Source organism: Terriglobia bacterium, from assembly GCA_020073205.1.
Taxonomy (GTDB): domain Bacteria; phylum Acidobacteriota; class Polarisedimenticolia; order Polarisedimenticolales; family JAIQFR01; genus JAIQFR01.
The window spans coordinates 1-14522 of record JAIQFR010000039.1; the positions used below are offsets into that span (position 1 = coordinate 1).

Here is a 14522-nt window from a genome sequence, read left to right on the forward strand (position 1 = left end):
TGACAGGCGACTCAAGCGATTTCGCCGGATACACATCAGTCGATGCGGGCACGCTTGCGGTAAGCGGGGCGCTGGGCGGAACGCTCGATGTGCTGGGCGGTGCTCGCCTGCAAAGCACTGGCGCGATTGGGACCACTACTATAGCCGGTACAATTGCGCCAGGAAATTCGAACTCCGGGGCGTCCGTGGTGACCCCGCTCACGACGAGGGTATCCGTGCCGTCGTTGCTCACCACGAGGTCCCGCGTTTGGCTCTGGCCCAGGTACAGGTCTCCGAATTCGATCCGGTCCGACGGGCGGGGCAGGCTCAGGCGCACGGTGTGCCGGTTCGAGTCGCACCAGGCCCCGACGTACGAGGTGTTCTGCACGACGACGTGAACGACGCCGTCGGAGGCCAGCGCGGCAAGATCCGCCGCGCTGACCTCGAAGGACCCCGTCGCCGCGCTGCAGTCGGTCCCCGTGGCGCCGACGCTCCCGAGCAGGATCCCCTCGGCGGTCGCCGTGGCGGTCTCGCCGGAGTCGCCGTAGTCCCCCTCCGCGATGAGCGTGACCGTGCCGCCGACGCCGGGGTTCTCGGCGATCGGCAGGACGTGCGCCGTGGCCGCCCCGTCGGTGGAGTACGCGACCGTGGACTCCACCGAGACCGGCGGCGCCGACACGGAGATGTCCGGCGCCCCTGTGACGTGCAGGTGCGAGGGGATCGGCACGTCGGACTCGTCCGGGTCGTTGCTCGATACGACGACGTCCGCGTCGTAGTCCCCGCCGTTCAGTCCCGTGGCGTCGAAGGTGAGCACGATTTCGGCCGATCCTCCGGCCGGAACCACGCCCGAGACCGGATCCAGGGAGAGCCAGCGGGGCCCGAGCCCGTACGCGTACGGGATCATGTGGATCAGGATCTGTCCCGGCGTGTACCCTTCCTCGTAACTGAATTCGAGGGTCTGGCAGCCCGCGATGACCCAACCCGCCCCATGCCGGTACTGGACCAGGTCGGGCCGGTGGAGGTCATCCGACGCGATGAGCGACGCGTCGCCCGGAAGGCCGGTGAGATAGGCGTGGCTCGCGGCGTACCCCGTGAACGGATTCGGCAACCCGGCCGCCAGGGGGTGGGTCGGATCCAGGACGTAGTTCGAGCCCGAGGTGTAGTGGACGATGTGCACCCCCTCGGGAAGCGTCACGAGGGACGCGTCGCCGCCGGACCAGCCCCACCCCGCGGCGTGGAACTCGAGCACGCCGCCCGAAGCGACGTAGGCGTCGACCTGATCCGCGTGCGCCGCCAGGGTCGAGTAGAAATTGGTCGGCTGGTCGCCGGCCACGATCACGAGCCGGTATCGCGCCAGGTTCGTCGAGGCGAGCGCCGCGGAGCCGACGACGTCGAAGGAGATGCCGTTGATCGACAGGATCTGCTCGTTGGATGCGGTGTCCCATGGCGCGACGTCCTGAACGAGCAGGACGTCGGCGCCGGCGATTCGGGAGCCGACGGCGGGCCGGACGAGGTGACCCGAAGGTGCCAGGTCCGATCGCGCGTCGGGAGCCGACGCCGCCGGGCCGCTCCGTGCCCCGGGAGGTGCCGTTCGCCGGTGCTCGACCGCAGGCGACGCTCCGGCGTGGGCGGCGATCGACAGGTCGTAGCGCAGATCGCTTCCACCCCGGTTCTCGATGAGCAGGGACCGGGTGGCCGTCTCGCCCGTGAACAAGCTCTCGGCGAGGGAGGTGGGGGTCACCGCGATGTCCGGTGGGATCAGCCCTTGTCCGGTCAGTCCGACCGTCACCTCCGGCTCGTCCGGATCGTCGCTCGCCACCGTGAGCGTCGCGTGAGCCTCGGCCGCCGTGGTGGGCGTGTACGTGACGGTCACGATCCGGCGCTCCCCGACCGCCAGGGACAAGGTCGACGCGTCCGCCCTGAACTCCGGGTCGTCCGATGCGATCCCCGCGATCGTCAGAACGTCCGTCCCGACGTTGGCGACCGTCAGCGCGAGGCTCCGGGACGCTCCGATGAAGAGCGGGCCGTAGTCGAGCGCGGTCGGCGACACGTCGATGTCCGGGGCCCCCGTCACGTGGAGGTGCGCCGCGAGCGACATTTGGGGCTGGTCCGGGTCGTTGCTCGACACCACGAGCTTCGCGTCGTACTCCCCGCCGTAAAGCCTCGCCGCGTCGAACGTCACCGCGAGGTCCAGGCTCCCGCCCGCGGGCACCGTTCCCGACCGGGGCTCGACCTCGAGCCAGGCGGGTCCGAAGTCCAGCGCGTTCTTGAGGACCTGTTTCAGGAGCGCGAAGTCCGCGGGGGACCACCAGAAGTCTTCAGCGGGATCGTCGACGAAGTAGACCAGGGTTCCGAGCCCGATCTGCTTGTGGACCAGGGCGGGTTGGCCGTCCCCGTTCACCACCGCGACGGTCGCCGCCGGATCGTCGATCCGGAGCATGTAGTAGGACGCGTCGTAATCCTGGAAGGTGGCCGTGGCGGGCAGGGCCGAGGCGAGCGGGTCGGAGGCCGCCACCACGCGCAGGTGAGGGGTGGAGGAGGTCTGCCAGCCGGCCTGGCCGGTGTGCGCGAGCAGGTAGGTCGCGACCCCGCTGTAGTAAGGGGCGTAATTCGAGCCCCCGAGGATCAAGAGCTTCTTGCCGACCGCCGCGGCGCTGGCGAGGGCCAGAACGTCGGCCTGATCCACGTACCCGCCGTCCAGCGCGGCGACGACGGTCTTGTACGGCGTGAAGTCCACCGAGGTGAAGTCGTCGGTGTACAGGACGTCGTGGGGCTTGCCGAGCTCATCGAGGGCTCGCAGCACCGACTGGTCCACGTAGTACGTCGCGAGGACGAGGATGTCGTTCCCGTTGAGCACGGCCTGGCCCGCCGGAGAGGACGCGGAGCCCGCGGCGGCCCTGGGGGCGGCGGCCGTCGGGTCGTAGGTCAGCGGGATCGGCCCGTCGGCGGGCCACACGACCCGTTGGGGGATCGGCGCCGCGAAGCCCGCGGCCGGTATCAAGGTCGTCGCGAAGACGAGGTCGCTCCCGCCCGAGTTCTCGATCGTCAGGGTCCGCGTGATCCTCTCGCCCGAGAGCAGGCTCTCGTCGAAGGAGGAGGGCGTCGCCGAGATGTCCGGCGGCTCCGACCCGCGCCCGCTCAGCCCGACCGTGACCGCCGGCTCATCGGGATCATCGCTCGCGACCGTCAGCGTCGCGTGCGCCTCGAAGGCCGCGCTGGGCGCGAACGTGACGGTCACGCTTCGGCTCTCGCCCGCGGCCAGCGTGAAGCTCGACGCGTCGGCCGAGAACTCCGGGCCGTCGGACGCGACGCTCGTCACCGTGAGGATGTCCGTTCCCTTGTTGGAGACCGAAAGCGCAAGGCCGCGCGAGGACCCGAGGTAGACCGATCCGTAGTCGAGGGTGGTCGGTTTCACCTCGACATCCGGGGACCCGGTCACGTGCAGGTGCGCCGGAATCGACAGCTCGGGCTCGTCGGGGTCGTCGCTCGTCACCACGATCCTCGCGTCGTAGTCCCCCCCATTCCGTCCCGTCGCGTCGAACGTCACCGCCACCTGGGCCTCGCCGCCGGCGGGGACGACCCCGCCGCTCGGGGAGACGGACAGCCAGGGCGCCATGGCGGCCCAGAAGGCGGCGTTGTGAAGGATCAGCGGGACGTCGCCCCCCCAGTAGCCCCACTCCGACACGAACGCGTTGACCGCGACCACGCCGCGCCCTTTCGTGGCCACGAACGGCAGACCGTCGTCCCAGGACGCCAGAAGCTCGGCGCCGCTCGCCAGCGACACGTCCGCGATCGCATCCCCCCAGGCCGACGTCACCCCCTTCATGATCGGATGCTGGGCGTCGAAGGGCCCCAGGCTCGCGTATCCCACCGGGCCGGTCCCGCCGCCGAGCGGGAAGTAGCCGTCGCTCTCGAGCCTTCCGTGCACGCTCCACGACCCGACGTAGGACGCGAGCGTCAGGACGACGCCGCCCCCGGAGTCCACGTAGTCCGCCAGCACATTCCCCACCGCGGCGGGGCTGCCGAACGGCACCTCGTTGACGACGATCACCGACCGATAGGGCACGAGGTCCGCCAGGGTCGGCACCCCGAGCCCGCCGTCGAACACGTCGACCGCGGCGAGATCCGGGAAGCTTCGGAGATACGACTGGATCTCCGAGACGTCGCTCGCGCTCGCGAGGATCAGGATCCTGAAGTCGCCCAGGGGGGCGCCGGTCGGGGCTCCCGGCGAGGACGCGGCGCGCGCCCTTCGCGGCGCCGTGTCCTGGGCGTAGCTCCGAGAGAGCATGGCGGGCGGCTCGGGGAGGGCCGCTCCCGGCCCGGCGGCGCGCGCCGGTGCGGACACGGATACGCGCCGGGTCACGGCGAGGCCGTTCCCGGAATCGATCGAGATCCGGAACGTCAGGTCGCTCCCACCGGTATTCCGGACGGCGAGCGCACGGGTGACCGTCCCGCCGGTGAACAGCGACTCCGCGAACGAGGACGGCGCGACCGAGATATCCGGCGGCATCCACCCCTGCCCGCTCAACGCCACGGTGACCTCCGGCTCGTCCGGGTCGTCGCTCACGATCGTGAGCGTCGCGTCCTTCTCGCCCGCGGAGGTGGGCGCGAACGTGACGGTCACGTTCCGCCGCTCTCCGACCGCCAGCGTGAAACTCGACGCGTCCGCCGAGAAGTTCGGGCCGTCCGACGCGATCCCGGTCACCGCAAGCACGTCCGTCCCGACGTTGGCGACCGTCAAGGTCAGGCTTCGCGACGAGCCGGCGGGGACCGGCCCGTACGCGAGGACGGTGGGCGTGACCTCGACGTCCGGCGCTCCCGTCACGTGCAGGTGCGCCGGCACGGTCACGGTGGGCTCGTCCGGGTCGTCGCTCGACACGAGGACGCTGGCGTCGTAATCACCGCCGATCAGCCCCGTGGCGTTGAAGGTGACCAGGATCTCCGCGGAGTCTCCTGCCGGAACCACTCCCGTGACCGGTTGGACGGCCAGCCAGATGTGCTGCAGACCATAGGCGTACGGGATCATGTCGGAGAGGATCACCCCGGCGTCCCAGCCGTTCTCGCGGCCGATCTCCAACGCCTGGCCGCTCGCCACGACGGTCCCCGTCCCGAACCGGTAGACCAGCAGGTCCGGCTGGTCCAGGTCGTCCGTCGCGACGAGCGAGGCGCCCTCCGGAATCCCCGTGAAGTACGCGTGGCTCGCGTGCGAGCCGTGGAACGGGTTCGGAACTCCCGCGACGAGGGGATGGCCCGCGTCCAGCACGTAGTTCACGTTGGCGAAGCGGGGATTGATGCGCAGCCCCGCTGGAAGCGTCACGACGGAGGCGTCGCCGCCATTCCTGCCCCAGCCGGCCGCGTGGAACTCGAGCACGCCTCCGTTGACGACGTAGGCCTCGATCCGGGTCGCCTGCGCGGACAGGGCCGCGTAGAAGCTCGTCGGCTGGTCGCCGGCCACGATCACGAGCCGGTAGGTCGACAGGTCGGTCGCGGCGAACGCCGCGGAGCCCACCACGGTGAAGGGAATGCCGTTGGCCGAGAGGATCTGCTCGTTGGCGGTGGTCCCCCAGGGCGCCGCGTCCTGGACGAGCAGGACGCCGGAGGCCTCGGTTCGCTGCTGAGCCGAGGGACTCGGGACTCCACCGGCCTCGATCCGCAGCTGGAAGTGCAGGTCCTCGCCCCCGCGGTTCTCGAAGGTCAGGGTCCTTACGAGCGTCTCACCCGTGGGAAGGCTCTCGCTGAACGAGCCGGGGGAGACGACGAGATCGGGAGGCGTCGCGCCGACGGTCCCGCCAGTGAGAAGACCCAGGAGGATCAGGAGCGGGAGCGCGAGGGGGAAGGCGAGACGACGGGGAGCCGTGCGCGAGCCTGAGGAGGTCATGTTGGTCCTTGATCCTGGGAACGCGGAGAGCGCTCCGAGAGCGAAGAATGGCCGGATGAGGCGAGCGGGAGCCGGGATGGCCGACCGACGGCGGGATCCCCGCCGCCGACCCTGCCGCGTCCCCGAGCGGACGTCGACGCGGTGACTGCACGGAATCCGCACGATGCCCCTGCCCCCAATCGACGGAGCTTCGCGAATCCTGATGTCGTCGTTCCGCTCAGGACGTGACTTCTAGTAATGAAGAAATACGGTCACGCGGGCCCGTGTCAAGTACTAAGATGTGCGCCACCCACATGGGCAGGTCCGTGGGAATCGAAGCCTGTCCGGAGCCGCGACGTGGGCCAGATCATAGGGGTCGTTCTCGCGGGGGGACGCGGGACACTGATGGGCCGTCCGAGGGGGAGCTTTGTGCTCGACGGCCTGTCCCTCGCCGAGCGAGCCGCGAGGACGCTCCGGCCGATCACCGGGACCGTGGTGGTGAGCATTTCCCCCGGCATGGCGAACCCCGCGCCCAAGTACGCGGCGGTGGAGGACGCGGCCCCCGCGTTCCGCGGCCCGCTGGCGGGGATCGACGCGGCCATGTCGGTGACCGGCGATTCCGACCTGCTCGTGCTCTCGTGCGGCTACCCCGGCGTGGACACGGCGCTCCTCCGCACGCTCCTCTCCGAGGCCCGGCCGGAGGATGAGCTGGTGTTCCTCGTGGACCCGAACGGGCGCGACCATCCGCTGGCGGGGCTCTGGAGGCGCGTCACGCGGGACCGGGTCCGGGAGGCGGTCGAGTACCGGATGCACAAGGTGAGCAGCCTGCTTCCGGACCTCGTCACGCGCCGGCTGGGCCCGCGGGAGATGCCCGACCAGGACCTCGGCACGGCCCTGGCGATCGTCGCCTTTCCCGAAGACGGAGTGGGGTGGTTCGGGTAGTCGACAGGTGCGGCGCGGGCGCCGGGACCCGTCGGCCCCGGCGCCCGGCCCGCATTACCTCGAAAGTCGGTCGAGGATCTCCGCCAGCGCGTTGAAGAACCGGCCCACGGACGGGATGTTCAGCCGCTCGTCGGGGGAGTGCACCCCTTCCATGTGCGGCCCGAAGGAGATCATGTCCATACCGGGCACCTTGTCGCCGAGGAGCCCGCACTCGAGCCCGGCGTGGATCGCCGTGACGCTCGGCTCCTTTCCCCACAGCTTCCCGAAGACGTCGCGCACGACCGCCAGCACCGGCGAGGCCATGTTCGGCTTCCATCCGGGGTAGCCGTCGCGGCTCACCACCTCGACGTCCGCCAGGGCGCCGATCGCCCGGATCGAAAGGAGCACCGCGTCCAGCGCCGGCGCGACGCTGCTCCGGCTGCTGCAGACGACCTTGAGCCGATCCCCTTCGGCCGAGACCACCGCGAGGTTGCTCGAGGTCTCGACGAGGCCGGGGATCGCCTGGCTCATGCCGAGGTTCCCGTGCGGGAGGCCGAGGAGGAGGTGCAGGAGCCGGTGGCTGTCGTCCGCGGACATCGCCCGGGCCGAGGGAGCGCCGGGACGGACCGAGATCGCGAGCCCGTCGTCGATCCCCTGGAACTCGACCTTGAGGTCGGCGGCCAGCCGGTCCACCACCTTGCGGAGCCGCGGCTCGTCGGCGGGGGCGAGGAAGACCGTCGCCTCGGCCTCGCGCGGGATCGCGTTGTGCTTCGAGCCCCCCTCGAGGGAGGCGATTCCGATCCCGATGCCGTCGATCACCGCGCCGGCCAGCGCCCGCGAGAGGATCTTGAGCGCGTTGCCGCGGTTCTCGATGATGTTCAGGCCCGAGTGCCCGCCTCGAAGCCCCTTGACCTCGACGACGAATGGCGAGGCGCCGCGGGCGGGGGAGGTCCAGGCCGGGGTGAAGTAGAGGTGCGTGTCGGCGCCTCCAGCGCAGCCGACGAACAGCACCCCGTCCTCCTCGGAATCGAGGTTCAGCAGGGTTTTGCCCCGCAACATCGAGCCGTCGAGCTTCATCGCCCCCGTGAGCCCGGTCTCCTCGTCCACCGTGAACAGGAGCTGGAGCGGGCCGTGCATTACCTTCGGGTCCACCGCCGCGGCCACCGCCGACGCGACCCCGATCCCGTTGTCCGCCCCCAGCGTGGTGCCCGTGGCGTGCACCCATTCGCCCACGATCCTCGGGCGGATCGGGTCCTTCATGAAGTCGTGGGTCACGTCCTTGTTCTTCTCCGCGACCATGTCGAGGTGCCCCTGGAGGACGATCACCGGCGCCTTCTCCCGGCCGGGGCTCGCGGGAACGTCGATCACCAGGTTGCCGACGCCGTCGCTCGAGGTCTTGAAGCCGTGGCGCGCGGCCACCGCGGTCAGGTGCCCGGCCACCGCAGCCTCGTGCCCCGACGGGCGCGGGATGCGGAGGATCTCGGAGAATTGCTCCCACACGGAGCGGGGCTCGAGGTGTGCCAGGGGGTCGCTCATTCGGGTATCCTCCGCGTGCTGTCCGCCGGACGCGGGATTCGCGGCCGGAGGTAGGGTTGCGTTTCGACGAACCCTTACGGTACCGCAGCCTGCCCCGGGGGAGCAACCGCCCGCGGTCCCGCGGCGCCGGCGGGATGGGAGCGAGGAAGGAGGTCCGCATGGCGAGGCTCACGCACGTCGACGCCAGGGGAGAGGCGAGGATGGTCGACGTGGGCGGAAAACGGGTGACGCGCCGCCGGGCGGTGGCGCGGGGGAGGCTCGCGCTGGGCGCGAAGGCCTTCAGGCTCCTGGCCGGGAACCGGCTCGCGAAGGGGGACGCGCTGGCGGTGGCGCGGATCGCGGGGATCGCGGCCGGCAAGCGCGCGAGCGAGTGGATTCCCCTCTGCCACACGGTGCCGCTCGACCATCTCGACGTCGCGATCGACCTCGACGCCGGGAACCGGGAGGCGGTGGTCACCGCGACGGTCGAGGCGCGGTGGGTGACCGGCGTCGAGATGGAGGCGCTGGTCGCGGTCTCGGGGGCCTGTCTCGTCCTCTACGACATGACCAAGGGGGTGGATCGCGCGTCCGCCATCCGGGAAATCGTACTCCTCGAGAAGAGCGGGGGGCGCTCCGGGCGCTTCAAGCGCGGCGCGACCCGCGGTAGCCTGACATAATGGGCGGTCGGGACCGGCGGCCCCCGATCGCCGCGCCGCCCGTAGCACGGAGGTGGGAATGAGACGACGCATCGCGATGGCTGTCGTGGCGGCCGCGCTCCTTACGGCCTCGAGCGCCTCGGCCCGAGCGGCGCTCCTGACGAAGACCTACCAGTTCAAGCCGGACATCGTGCTCCAGGTCGGGGAGAGCGTGGAGGGGGGGCTCCGCCTCGATTCCATCCAGATCTTTCTCCCCTCCAGCACCGGCGTGCCCGGCCTGAGGACCGGCGGCGTTCCCCGCGCCGAGATCTCCATCTCGAACCTCGGCTCCTCCCGTCAGATGTTCGGCCTCGCGATCGTCCTGCTCGACGACGAGGGCCGTCTCCTCGGCGCCGCGAACGGAGGTCCCCGTGTGTTCCCCCTGCGGCCGAACCGGCAGGGGACGTTCCGGCTGGTCCTGGACGGGGTGAACGGCGAGGCGTACAAGGCGACGCAGTTCAAGATCGCGCTCGAGACGAAGCCCTGACCTCCTCGGAGGACGCCGGTCAGTCCGTCCAGGGACGGATCACGATCCCGTAATTGCAAGGGGCGGCCGGACCGGCAGCAGAACAAAGAAGATGTCTTCCGGCCGCGCGTGGCACGTGGCGTGCTCTCCGATCCTCTCCTTGCCCGCGGAGCCGGCGGAACTAAGATTGAGTCGCGTCAGGGCAAGATCCTCGCGAGGCGAGGGTTGGAGGCTGAGACCATGAGAGCACGGCTGATTTCGACCGCACTACTCGCAGCGGCATTGTGTCTTCTCGGGTCGGCGCTCGCGCCGGCGGCACGCGCCGGTGTCGACGTGGATCTGGGCGCCAGCGTTCCCCTCGGGGACTCCGGCCGCGTCTTCTTCAACATCAGCTCGAGGTACTTCGACGTTGCGCCGCCGGTCGTCGAGCAATGGGGGACCCGGTACACGAACCCCGACGACCTCGCGGTCAGCCTCTTCATCTCGACGCAGTCGCGCCGCTCGCCCGACGTGATCTTCGCGCTCCGGCGCCAGGGGCTCTCCTGGTGGGACGTCGGGCTTCGCCTCGGCGTGCCCGTGGACGCGTGGTTCGTGCCGGTCGCGCACGACCCCGGTCCGCCTTACGGCAGGGCGTACGGCCACTGGAGGAAGCACCGCCAGAATCCGAAGTACATGATGGTGCTCCCCGACGCCGACGTGCGGAACCTCGTCGCGGTCCGGATGGCCCACGAGTACTACGGCGTCCCGGTGGACGACGCGATGCGCTGGCGCGCCTCTGGGCGGAACGTCCGCGACCTGATGGTCAGCGAATACCAAGTCCGCCACGGCCACAAGGGCGGCCACGACGACCACGGCGACAACCGGGGCCAGGGGAACGGCGGCCACGACAAGGGGCACGACAACGGCCATGGCAAGGGCCACGGCAAAGACCACGGCAAGGGCCACGACTGATCGATTCGCCCTTCCGGCCCGTCCGCGGGGGTCAGCCCCCCACGGGCGGGCCGTCCCCGGTCTCCGGCGCGAGCCCTTCGGCCAGCCACGCCAGGTACTCCTCGTCGCCGCCACCGATCCGGACCATGACCACCTCGGGCAGCTCGTAGGAGTGCAGCTCGCGGATCGCGCGCCCCACCTCCGGGAGCAGCCGCTCCGCGGTCTTGATCAAGAGGAGCCGCTCGTCGTCGCGGTGGACTTCGCCCTTCCAGCGATAGTGCGAGACGACGCCCGGCACCACGTTGACGCAGGCGGCGACGCGCCGCTCGACGAGCCCCGCCGCGATCCGCGAGGCCTCCTCGTCCGTTCCCGCGGTGGTGAGCACGATCGCGAAGCCGTGACCTTCGGACGCCATCCCGCAGCCTCCTCGAGCGGATGCTAGCACGGGGAATCGGCGAAAAAGTCGAGCTATCTCCTTGAGCCGACGAAGAGAGCTGCGCTATAGTCGCGCGGGGCGGTGCGGATGCCGCCCGCGACCCCTCGGGGCGCGCCGGGTCGATGCCGGCGCTCGACGAAAGGAGATCGGCGAACGTGACATGCAGATGCGGGCACCGTGCCGGGATGATCGACGAGATCTCCGCGCGCGAGATCCTCGATTCCAGGGGCAACCCGACCATCGAGGTGGACGTCGTCCTCGAGGACGGCACGATCGGCCGGGCGGCGGTCCCGTCCGGCGCGTCGACCGGCTCGCGGGAGGCGCTCGAGCTTCGGGACAAGGACGTGAAGCGGTTCGGTGGCAAGGGCGTGCTGAAGGCGGTCGAGAACGTCGAGAAGGTGATCGGCCCGGCCCTCAGCGGCCTCGACGCGCTGAACCAGGTGTTCATCGACAACGCGATGATCGAGATGGACGGCACCCCCACGAAGTCGAAGCTGGGGGCGAACGCGATGCTCGGCGTCTCGATGGCCGTGGCGCGCGCGGCGGCCGAGAGCGTCGGCGTCCCGCTCTACCGCTACCTCGGCGGGTCCAACACGAAGGACCTCCCGGTCCCGTTCATGAACGTGTTGAACGGCGGCGCCCACGCGGACAACAACGTGGACGTCCAGGAGTTCATGATCGTCCCCGTCGGCGCCGCGACGTTCGCCGAGGGGTACCGGATGGGCTCGGAGTGCTACCACGCCTTGAAGGGGGTCCTGAAGAAGCGCGGCCTCGCGACGTCGGTGGGGGACGAGGGCGGCTTCGCCCCGAACCTCAAGAGCAACGAGGAGGCGCTCGAGGTCCTGGTCGAGGGGATCGGGGCGGCCGGGTACAAGGCCGGGCGCGACGTGGTGCTCGCCCTCGACGTCGCCGCGTCGGAGCTCTACGAGGGGGGCAAGTACGTCCTCGCCGCGGAGAAGAAGCCGAAGAAGACCGGCGCCGAGCTGTGCGCCCTCTACGAGGCCTGGGTCAAGAAGTACCCGATCGTCTCCATCGAGGACGGGATGGCCGAGGGGGACTGGGACGGGTGGAAGTTCATGACCCGGTCCCTCGGCGAGAAGATCCAGATCGTCGGCGACGACGTGTTCGTGACCAACCCCGCGATCGTCGCGAAGGGGATCGAGCGGGGGATCGCGAACAGCGTCCTGATCAAGCTGAACCAGATCGGCACCGTCACCGAGACCCTGGACTGCGTGCAGATGTCGCTGCGCGCCGGCTACTCGTGCGTCGTCTCGCACCGTTCGGGCGAGACCGAGGACAGCTTCATCGCCGACCTCGTGGTGGCGCTGAATCTCGGGCAGATCAAGACCGGCGCGCCCTGTCGGTCGGAGCGGACGGCGAAGTACAACCAGCTGGTCCGGATCGAGGAGGAGCTGGGGGACGATGCCCGGTACGTGGGCCGCTCGGCGTTCCCGCGGCTCGGCCGGAAGTAGGTCTCGGACGGGGAGGGGGGCGGGCGCCTCGATGGGAAGGCTCCTGCGTTTCCGGAGGCGTGGCGGCGAGCCGTGGCCGCGCGGAGTTCCGAGCGACGCGCGCTCCGATCCGCTGTTCCCGTCGGACGCGCGTCCCGCCGAGGACCCCCCGCCCGGCAAGGCACCCGACCCGGACCGCGAGCGGCGCCGCCGCTTCTTGCACGGCGTGGTCGGCCTCTTCCTGGCGACCCTCTTCGTCGCCGGCTCCGTCGAGGCGCTGGTGGGCAACCACGGCTACTTCGCCGTGCGCCGGAGCCGGGAGGAGCTGGCGTCCCTGAAGGCCGCGGTCGAGCGGAAGCAGATCCAGGTCATGGAGCTGAGGCAGGCGGTGGACCGCCTCAAGAACGATCCCCACGCCATCGAGCGGATCGCCCGCGAGGAGCTGGGGTTCGTGAAGCCCGGCGAGATCACGTTCCTCCTCCCGCGCGAGGAGAATTGCGTGCCCGGCGGCGGCCTGGCGCTTCCTCCGCCGGCGGTGAAGAAGGCGCCAGCCGCCAAGCCGGACGTGCCGAGGGACTAGGGGACACGCCCGGTCCCGCGGGGCCTTGATCTGCGGACGGTGTTTGGTATACTCTCCGATCGTCCGAGCACACTTGACGCGGGGTGGAGCAGTCCGGTAGCTCGTTGGGCTCATAACCCAAAGGTCGCAGGTTCAAATCCTGCCCCCGCTACCACCTGACAGGCAGAGTTTCCCGGCCGCGGAAGCGCGACGGCGGGGAACCTGCGCATCTCCAGCTCGAGGCGCGCCTCTTCCGGCATGACTTTCACGCCGCCCACGAACGCGCGCACGAACTCCTTCCGCTCCTCCAGGCTCCCCGACTCCAACATACGCGGTAGATTGCGTAGCGAGGCGAGGCCTTCCCGGAGGACCAACTCGACGTCGATCGGCTCGTAGGGGGCCGTCTCAAGCTCCTGGAGGCGGTCCTGGAGCCGACGCCGCTCGTTCCCGAGGTCGCGCAGCTTCGTGTCCACGAAGGCCCTCGTCTCGGGCGACAACCCCTCCAAGAGCACGCTGGCGTTCTGGTCGATCGCCGCCACTCGGTCCCGGATCGTCGTGATCTCGCGGCGGGGATCCTGGCCCTGGTTGGCGATCTCCTCCTGGATGTACTCGCGGAGGACCGTCTCGCCCTCGCCGGTCAGGAGCGTCTGGAGCCGCCCCTGGATCGTCTCCATCAGCAGCTCCTCCAGGGGCTCCTTCCGCAGGAGGAACTTCTCACAGGCCGAGGCACCCTTCATGACCCAGCCGCCGCAGGCGTAGTACAGCGTCTTGATCTTCGAGCCGTCCTTGCGGTGCTTCGTGCTGTTGACCGTCCGGCCCTGGTAGGCCTGTCCACATCGGGCGCAGGTGACGAGGCCGGAAAGCAAGAACGGGGATCGCATGCCGTTCCCCGCACGAGCGTTCCTCGGCCCGACGTTCCTGGCTCGTGCCTGCATCAGTTCTTGAGCGCGGTCGAAGCTCGATGGCGGGACCAAGGGGTCGTGAGTGCCCGGCACGACGATCCAGTCCACCTGGGCGTTCTCCCTCGGCTTGTCCGCGTCGACCCGGGGCCGCTCGACGGCGACCCCACCCCGCACGCGGTGGAACCGCGCGAACGTCCTCCGATTCCAAACCGAATCGCCACGGTACGCCGGGTTTCGGAGGATCTCCCGGATGGTGCTGAGGCTCCACATCGAGTGGGCGTTCGAGGACCAGTTTCCATTTCGAGGAGAAGGGATGCCGTCGCGGTTGAGACCGCACGCGATCCACCTGCATCCCCGACCGAGCTCGACGCACTCGCGGAAGATCCGCTGGATGACCGCGATCCGTTCCGGAGTCGAGGGAAGAAGCCGCGCGACGTCCCGTTTGCTGGAATTGAGGCGCTCGCCCCGAGGCAGAACGCGAGTGAGACGCCCTTCGATGTCGTACACCTCCTTGTCGCCCGATTCGAGCCAGCGGACGCGCTGGTAGGGCCGCCCCGTGGAGTCGTGGTACAGGAGATCGTAGCCGTACGCCGGCGTGCCGCCGCACCACGCGCCCGCCTCGGTGTGGGTGACCTGGCCGCGAATCGTGATCTTCGAGAGGTCCTTCACGTACTTCTGCGCCATCCACTGCTTCACGCCGACGACGAGATCGTCAGCGTCGCCGCCGGTCAGGTTCTCGTTGCAGTAGATGACCTCGACCCCGGCCTCCCGGAACTGGTAACGCAGATGGCCGGCCTCGTCGAGGTCGCCG

The 14522-nt window shown here is 70.0% G+C and carries 10 protein-coding genes, 1 tRNA gene and 1 pseudogene; 7 read left to right on the forward strand and 5 right to left on the reverse strand.

The features are described 5' to 3' along the window. The coding region (locus LAO51_10000) for a choice-of-anchor D domain-containing protein (protein ID MBZ5639070.1) at positions 1–5857 on the reverse strand (5857 nt) is incomplete at its 3' end. Positions 5858–6193: 336 nt separating this feature from the next. Between LAO51_10000 and LAO51_10005 the strand changes: the two genes are divergently transcribed. Next, positions 6194–6778, forward strand: coding sequence for a molybdenum cofactor guanylyltransferase (locus LAO51_10005; protein MBZ5639071.1), 585 nt, complete (start codon positions 6194–6196; stop codon positions 6776–6778). Positions 6779–6832: 54 nt separating this feature from the next. Here LAO51_10005 and LAO51_10010 read toward each other — a convergent pair whose 3' ends face one another. Further along, on the reverse strand, positions 6833–8293 hold the full coding sequence (locus tag LAO51_10010) for an aminoacyl-histidine dipeptidase (protein MBZ5639072.1): 1461 nt from the start codon (positions 8291–8293) through the stop codon (positions 6833–6835). A 158-nt stretch (positions 8294–8451) separates the two neighbouring features. Here LAO51_10010 and moaC point away from each other — a divergent pair, with 158 nt between their 5' ends. The 3 genes from moaC to LAO51_10025 all read left to right on the forward strand — a co-directional run bounded on the left by moaC (position 8452) and on the right by LAO51_10025 (position 10384). Beyond that, positions 8452–8949 carry a cyclic pyranopterin monophosphate synthase MoaC gene (moaC, locus tag LAO51_10015; GenBank protein ID MBZ5639073.1) on the forward strand — a complete coding sequence of 166 codons (498 nt, stop codon included), beginning with the start codon at positions 8452–8454 and terminating at the stop codon, positions 8947–8949. A 58-nt stretch (positions 8950–9007) separates the two neighbouring features. After that, positions 9008–9454, forward strand: a complete 447-nt coding sequence (locus LAO51_10020; protein ID MBZ5639074.1) for a hypothetical protein — start codon at positions 9008–9010, stop codon at positions 9452–9454. Positions 9455–9673: 219 nt separating this feature from the next. Next, entirely contained in the window at positions 9674–10384 is a 711-nt protein-coding gene (locus LAO51_10025) for a hypothetical protein (GenBank protein MBZ5639075.1), read from the forward strand. Positions 10385–10415: 31 nt separating this feature from the next. Here the strand turns inward: LAO51_10025 and LAO51_10030 are convergent, their stop codons facing one another. Continuing rightward, a complete protein-coding gene (locus LAO51_10030) occupies positions 10416–10778 on the reverse strand; it encodes a divalent-cation tolerance protein CutA (protein MBZ5639076.1) in 363 nt (120 codons plus the stop codon). A gap of 206 nt (positions 10779–10984) precedes the next feature. Here LAO51_10030 and eno point away from each other — a divergent pair, with 206 nt between their 5' ends. The 3 genes from eno to LAO51_10045 all read left to right on the forward strand — a co-directional run bounded on the left by eno (position 10985) and on the right by LAO51_10045 (position 12984). Further along, entirely contained in the window at positions 10985–12271 is a 1287-nt protein-coding gene (gene eno / locus LAO51_10035; GenBank protein MBZ5639077.1) for a phosphopyruvate hydratase, read from the forward strand. Between the two features lie 31 nt (positions 12272–12302). Next, entirely contained in the window at positions 12303–12830 is a 528-nt protein-coding gene (locus LAO51_10040; protein MBZ5639078.1) for a septum formation initiator family protein, read from the forward strand. A 77-nt stretch (positions 12831–12907) separates the two neighbouring features. After that, positions 12908–12984, forward strand: a tRNA-Met gene (locus LAO51_10045). On the opposite strand, the gene LAO51_10050 is transcribed toward LAO51_10045, so the two are convergent. Both LAO51_10050 and LAO51_10055 read right to left on the reverse strand, forming a co-directional pair. Then, positions 12941–13744, reverse strand: coding sequence for a zinc ribbon domain-containing protein (locus LAO51_10050; GenBank protein MBZ5639079.1), 804 nt, complete (start codon positions 13742–13744; stop codon positions 12941–12943). The two genes, LAO51_10045 and LAO51_10050, sit on opposite strands and share 44 nt — an antisense overlap. Beyond that, a pseudogene (locus tag LAO51_10055) lies at positions 13736–14395 on the reverse strand (recombinase family protein). The gene LAO51_10050 and the pseudogene LAO51_10055 overlap by 9 nt, the downstream one beginning before the upstream one ends. Between the last annotated feature and the right edge of the window lie 127 nt (positions 14396–14522).